The organism is Magnetococcales bacterium (assembly GCA_015231925.1).
In the GTDB taxonomy this organism is placed as follows: Bacteria; Pseudomonadota; Magnetococcia; order Magnetococcales; family JADGAQ01; genus JADGAQ01.
In genome coordinates this window covers 1-4,865 of sequence record JADGAQ010000252.1, presented here as the reverse complement: position 1 = coordinate 4,865, position 4,865 = coordinate 1, and the positions used below count along the sequence as shown (strand labels likewise).

Genomic DNA, 4,865 nt, shown 5'->3' with positions numbered 1-4,865 from the left:
GGGATAATCCCCCCCGGACCCCCGTATGACGGAGACCTGTTTTCGTCGGGTGATTTGCTGCGGACCGCTACGACCACGTCAACACCTCGGGGCTTCGCCCCGAACCCCACCGGGGGGGATAATCCCCCCCGGACCCCCGTATAAAGGGAGACCGTTTCATGAGCCGAATCCTGGTTGTTGGCGTGCATCCCGATGACGAAACCCTCGGCTGCGGAGCCACCCTGCTCAAACACCGCGCCGCCGGCGACGAACTCTACTGGCTCCTGGCCACCCGCCGCGAAGAACGCTTCGGCTTCTCCACCGAATCGGTCATCCGCACCCAAAACGAAATCGACGCCATCACCCGCTTCTACGGCTTCCGGGACATGCGCTGCCTCGGCCTGCCCCCCATGGGCGTGGAAACCATCCCCATGGCCGAACGGGTCAACCTCATCAGCCAGGCCATCACCGATTGGAACCCCGAAATCCTCTACCTGCCCTTCGCCTGGGATGTCCACAGCGACCACCGCGCCACCTTCGAAGCCGCCTTCGCCTGCACCAAAGCCTTCCGCCACCCCTCGGTGCGTCGCATCCTGATGATGGAAACCCCCTCCGAAAGCGATTTCGCCCCGGCCCTGCCCGCACAAAGTTTCGCGCCGAACTGGTTCGAGGATTGCACGGATCATCTTGAGGCCAAACTCGTGGCCATGAGCCTCTACCCGGGCGAAATGGGTCCACACCCCTTTCCCCGCAGCGCGGAAGGCCTTCGCGCCCTGGCCACGGTGCGCGGCGCAGCCTGCGGTTGCCGCTTCGCCGAAGCCTTCATGCTCCTCAAGGAGAGGCGGTGAACCCTCACGAAAGAATCGTCTTCCTGGGCGGCGGCGGCCACGCACGGGTGCTGCGAGACCTGGTCCGCGCCCTGGGATGGGAAAACCGCCTGCTCGGCATCCTCGACCGCAACCCCGCCGTCGGGGAGTCGGGAGCATGGCCGGTGCTGGGCGGGGACGAATATCTGGATGAGCTGAATCCCCAAACCGTGCAACTGGTCAACGGCGTGGGCAATACCTGGAGTTCGACCGCGCGACAGGCGGTTTTTGCCGCCGCACGCGGCAAAGGTTTCCGCTTTCTGACCCTGGTCCACCCCTCGGCCATCGTCGCGCCGGACGTGATCCTGGGAGAGGGGGCGCAAATCATGGCGGGCGCGGTGCTGCAAACAGGCTGTCGGATGGGCGAAAACGCCATCGTCAACACCCGCGCCGTGCTGGATCACGACACCCGGCTCGGAGCCCACGGCCAGGTGGCCCCCGGCGCCGTGCTGTGCGGCGGCGTGCAAACCGGGGATCGGGTTCACGTTGGCGCCGGAGCCACGGTCATTCAGAGCGTCCGCCTGGGCCACGACGTGGTGGTCGGGGCCGGTGCGCTGGTGTTGCGGGATGTGCCGGATGGACAACGGGTGGCGGGCGTTCCAGCCAAAATTCTTTGACTTTCAATATGTTATCCTTTAAGTATCAAAAAAAGAAAATGTTCTATCCTTTGACGTTCTTCTTTTGGCCAATAAATATAACACAAAAAGTCAAAACATTTCCTTTTTTTGATACTTAGAAGATTAAAAGGCGTTCTTGACCTTTCTGCGGATGCAAACCATGAAGAATTGGGAAGAAACACTCGTCTACCCGGAAGCCACCATCATCGAAGCCCTGGGGGTTATCGATCGCGGGGCCATGCGCGTGGCTTTGGTGGTCGGTCGGGATCGCACCCTGCTCGGCGTGGTCACCGACGGCGACGTGCGACGCGGCATTCTGCGCAAATGCAGCCTCAACGACTCCGTAACCGCCGTGATGAACACCCGTCCGGTCACGGCGGAACTGGCCGATTCCAAGGAGTACCTGCTGGCTCTGATGCAGGCCCACGGCCTGGTGCATGTGCCCATCCTCGACGAGGCGGGGCGCGTGGTCATGCTGGAAACCCTGGAAGCCCTCTCCCGCCCAGGTCCCCGCGACAACTGGGTGGTGCTGATGGCCGGCGGTCTCGGCAAACGCCTCGCCCCCCTCACCGAAGTCTGCCCCAAACCGCTGCTGCGCATCGGCTCCAAACCCATTCTGGAAATCATTCTGGAAAGCTTCATCCAGGCGGGTTTCAGCCGGTTTTTCCTCTCCGTGAACTACATGAAGGACATGATCCGGAAGTATTTCGAGGACGGATCCCGCTGGGGGGTGCAGATCGAATACCTGGAAGAGGAGTCCCGCCTGGGCACGGCCGGATCCCTGACCCTGCTGCCGCAGGTTCCCGAAAAGCCCTTCTTCGTGATGAACGGTGACCTGCTGACCCGCATCAACTTCAGCCACGTCCTCGACTTCCACCAGAAACACGAGGCCAGCGCCACCATGTGCGTGCGCAAGGTGGAAGAGGTCATCCCCTACGGTGTGGTCGATCTGGAACACCACCGCCTGGTGCGGGTGGTGGAAAAACCGGTCAACTCCTACTTCGTCAACGCCGGCATCTACCTGCTCGATCCGAAGGTGCTCTCCCTGATTCCCAAGGGGCGTTACTTCGACATGACCGATCTCTTCCGGCAGATCTTCGACGCCCGCATGACGGCAACCGCCTTTCCCTTCCTCGATTACTGGCTCGACGTGGGGCGCATGGGCGATTTTCAACAGGCCTGCCAGGACTATCCGAAGGTGTTCGAACCATGATCCGCAAACCCTCTCTGCTGGGGCTGATCCCCGCCAGGGGCGGCTCCAAAGGCATACCGCGCAAGAATGTGGCCATGCTGGGCGACAAGCCCCTGCTGGCCTGGACCATCGAGACGGCCCGGCGCTGTCGCGTGCTGGACCGCTTCATTCTCTCATCCGAGGACGAGGAGATCATCGCCATGGCCAGACACTATCAGTGTGAAGTGCCCTTCGTGCGTCCCGCGGAACTGGCGCAGGACGACACCCCCGGCATGGAGGTGGTCTTCCATGCCTTGAATGCCCTGGAGAAGAAGTACGATTACGTGGTGGTGCTGCAACCCACCTCGCCCTTCCGTCTGCCGGAAGATGTGGAAGCCTGCTTCCGCATGTGTCTGAACGGCGCGCCGGCGGTGATGTCGGTGGCTCCGGCGCGGGAGAATCCCGGCTGGATGTACCGCATCGGTCAGGAAGGGGTCATGACGCCGTTGATGGGCGAGGATTCGGTCGCTTTTCGCCGTCAGGCGCTGCCCCCGGTATTCATTCTCAACGGTGCGGTCCACATGGCCAAAACCGACTGGCTGCACCGCACGGGCCGCTTCCTGACCCCGGAAACCCGTGCCTATCGCATGTCCACGGAACGCTCGGTCGATATCGACGCCCCGCTGGATCTGGCGCTGGCGCGGGCCATGTTGGAGGAGTGATACGGGGGTCCGGGGGGAGGTTATCCCCCCCACCTCCTCCCCCCCCGGAAGGGTTCGGGGCAGAGCCCTGGGACTTATCCTATCGCTGTTGATACGGTCACGCCGCGCTGGGAGCGGAACCGTTACGTTGCATCGAGGTTTCCCCTTTCCTTCCGGATCAGGTTATACTCCATCCCATCCGTTCCGAATGGTATCGAAAGAAAAGGGGTACCGCTCGAATGACCTTGAACGCTGCCGACCTGGCTCTCATAAGCGCCCGCATCGCCGAATCCGTCCATCCGGAACGGATCGTTCTGTTCGGTTCCCATGCCCGTGGCGAGGCCCGAGCCGATTCGGATGTGGACCTGCTGATCATCACCCGCGAAAGCTACGGTCTCCACAACAGCCGTCGTCAGGCCATGGCCAGACTGTGGCGTCTGTTGGCCGATCTCCCGGTGGCCAAGGATATCGTTCTGTGCAGCGATGCCGAAGTGGCGCAGTGGCGCACGGCCAAAAACCATCTGATCGCCCGTGCGTTGCAGGAGGGCAGGGTGCTTTATGAACGTGTCCCTGCCGGAGAGGCACGATGTGACTGATCCCGCCTACTTCTTGCGCACGAAAACCGCCATGTTCCAGCACCACCATCCCAGGAAGGGCAGCACCGCCAGCAGAACGCGATCCATCCGGGCCAGAAAGCGGTAGAGGCCGCGGATTTCGGCTTCGTGGCTCAGGATGCGTTTCCAGTAGCGGTCCGCCGAGGGGTGGATGCCGTCGATGAGATAGAACTTCACGAAGATCAGCAACGCGGTGAACCAGAAGAAGCGTTTCTCCACCGATTGAAAGTATCGGCTGAACAGGGCCAGGTCGCTGCGGCGCAGCGGATGTTCGTCGGGGGTGCGCACGGCGGTGGCCATGCGGCGATAGACCTGGATGGCCGGATTGTATTCCACCGGATCCCAGAAGGCCGCCATGCCGCCCGGTTTCAACACCCGCGCCACGCCTGCCAGGGTGGCGTCGATGTTGACGTGATGCAGCAGATTGGCTCCGTAGACGCAATCGAAACTCTCCGCTTCGAAGGCGGAGAGATCGTCCGCCGAAGCCTGCCGGGTCTCCAGGGTCACGCCGTGCAAGGCCGCCACCTGTTGCACCTTTTGCAGCATGCCCTCCGAGAGATCCACCGCCACCACCGAGGCTCCCTGCAAGGCGAAGTAGACCGCGCCTTCTCCCGCGCCGCAGCCCAGATCCATGACCCGTTTGCCGCGCAGATCCCCCATGCGGGAGAGCAGCCACTGCGGCTCGGGCGAGGTGGAGAGGGTGAAGGTCTCCCGCACCGGCACGGCTTTCAGGTCCAGTTCGTCGGCCCAGGCGTCGTGAAAGCTCTGTTCCCGTTCCAGGGTTTCGCGTGCGGCGCGATCGGGGGTGGCGCTCATGAGGGGGATTTCCCTTCGGGCAGGGGGGACGGGGTTTCCGACGGCAAGGAGGCTATTCAAAATAACTTGTGCAGATTGCGCCGGATTTTGGTTCACCTGCA

The 4,865-nt window shown here is 62.5% G+C and carries 6 protein-coding genes; 5 read left to right on the top strand and 1 reads right to left on the bottom strand.

Annotated elements, in window-relative coordinates; genetic code table 11:
* The first annotated feature begins 158 nt into the window (after positions 1-158).
* The 5 genes from HQL56_18205 (at position 159) to HQL56_18185 (ending at position 3,930) form a co-directional block, all read left to right on the top strand.
* A complete protein-coding gene (locus HQL56_18205) occupies positions 159-827 on the top strand; it encodes a PIG-L family deacetylase (GenBank protein ID MBF0311452.1) in 669 nt (222 codons plus the stop codon).
* A 14-nt stretch (positions 828-841) separates the two neighbouring features.
* Complete coding sequence (locus tag HQL56_18200) at positions 842-1,462, top strand: acetyltransferase (GenBank protein ID MBF0311451.1); 621 nt, start codon at positions 842-844, stop codon at positions 1,460-1,462.
* Between the two features lie 160 nt (positions 1,463-1,622).
* Positions 1,623-2,675, top strand: coding sequence for a nucleotidyltransferase family protein (locus tag HQL56_18195; GenBank protein MBF0311450.1), 1,053 nt, complete (start codon positions 1,623-1,625; stop codon positions 2,673-2,675).
* A complete protein-coding gene (locus HQL56_18190; GenBank protein MBF0311449.1) occupies positions 2,672-3,355 on the top strand; it encodes an acylneuraminate cytidylyltransferase family protein in 684 nt (227 codons plus the stop codon). The genes HQL56_18195 and HQL56_18190 overlap by 4 nt, the downstream gene beginning before the upstream one ends.
* A 218-nt stretch (positions 3,356-3,573) precedes the next feature.
* Positions 3,574-3,930, top strand: coding sequence for a nucleotidyltransferase domain-containing protein (locus HQL56_18185; protein ID MBF0311448.1), 357 nt, complete (start codon positions 3,574-3,576; stop codon positions 3,928-3,930).
* Between the two features lie 6 nt (positions 3,931-3,936).
* Here HQL56_18185 and HQL56_18180 read toward each other — a convergent pair whose 3' ends face one another.
* A complete protein-coding gene (locus HQL56_18180) occupies positions 3,937-4,764 on the bottom strand; it encodes a methyltransferase domain-containing protein (protein MBF0311447.1) in 828 nt (275 codons plus the stop codon).
* Positions 4,765-4,865 lie beyond the last annotated feature (101 nt).